Raw genomic sequence first — 1,184 nt, 5'->3', positions numbered from 1 at the left:
CTGGCCAAGCTACGCCGCTACAAGCTGCTCATCGTTGACGAAGTCGGCTACATCCCCTTCGATCAGGACTCCGCCAACCTGTTCTTCCAGCTGGTCTCATCCCGCTACGAACACGCATCCCTGATCCTTACCAGCAACCTCGCCTTCAGCAGGTGGGGCGAAGTCTTCAGCGACGCGACAGTGGCCTCAGCGATGATCGACCGGATCGTTCATCACGCCGAAGTCCTGAACCTCTCCGGAAGCAGCTACCGGCTCCGGAACAAGACAAGAAGCCAGCTTCAGGCACAATAGAACAGCAACCCGTGGCCCTGTTTTCAATCGGCGAAACTGGCCCCCTTTTCGGTTGGCGTTAACAGTCCTGCGGCGGCGGAGTTCGGCATCCACGTTACGGCCGACCTGCCGTGGTCAAAGCTTCGGCTGGTCTTGTCCCCATCAGCGATCCTCTGACGCCTATCGACCCCGGTGACAACACCCCCCCGGATCATGAACGACTGGGGGCAGGCATCATGCCGGGGCCGACAGGCCAGCAACCCTGATTCTTGCCTATTCAGGGCTTACGAAGAAGACATCTGATGGGGCTAAGAGGTCAAGCAGTGGCCCTCGCAACGGTGTTGGGGAAGGCAGCTGATTCGTCGTAGCTCGAGCCGGTTTGCAGGCAGTGATAGAGGCAGCCGAGGAGTCTGTTGAAGAGATTGCGCTGGGCGGCCATGTGTCTGTCGCCGGAGGTTTTCCGCCGGTCGTAGTGAGATCGTGCACCTGCAGAGCTGGTCAGGGCGGAGAAGGCCCAGACGTAGCCGGCCGCGGCGAGCCTGTTGTTCTTCACCCGTCTGGCCAATACCGTGCGGGACTTGCCGCTGGCGCGGGTCACCGGGGCCGCCCCTGCGTATGCCTTGAGCGAGCCTCCGGTCGCGAACCGGGTGCGGTCATCGCCAATCTCGGTCAGGATCCGTGCCCCGGCGATCGGTCCGAGACCTGGGAAGCTGGTGAGGATTCGGGCATCCGGGTGCGTGCCAAAAAGTTCTTCGACGGCCATGGTCAGGGCGTCCAGGCCGTCACAGGCAGCGTCGAGCTGGCCAAGCAGGGCGGTGAGCTGGGTTCCGAAGGCGGCTTCCACACCGGGCGGTTGGTGCATCGTGGCTTCGCGGAGGACCGGGAGGAGACGGGCCACGGTGGCATCGATGTTC

Annotated in this window: 2 protein-coding genes; one reads left to right on the top strand and one right to left on the bottom strand. The window is 62.8% G+C overall.

The genetic code is table 11. The features are described 5' to 3' along the window. On the top strand, positions 1-291 hold a 291-nt coding region (locus E4J89_RS19300), incomplete at its 5' end, for an ATP-binding protein (protein WP_169304077.1). A 295-nt stretch (positions 292-586) separates the two neighbouring features. Here the strand turns inward: E4J89_RS19300 and E4J89_RS19295 are convergent. Next, positions 587-1,184: transposase (locus E4J89_RS19295; RefSeq protein WP_136787827.1), on the bottom strand; the 598-nt coding region annotated here is incomplete at its 5' end.

The sequence above is a fragment of the Arthrobacter sp. CAU 1506 genome, from assembly GCF_005047635.1.
Taxonomy (GTDB): domain Bacteria; phylum Actinomycetota; class Actinomycetes; order Actinomycetales; family Micrococcaceae; genus Crystallibacter.
The sequence above is the reverse complement of the archived record's forward strand: the minus strand, read 5'-3'. Positions and strand labels throughout refer to the sequence as shown.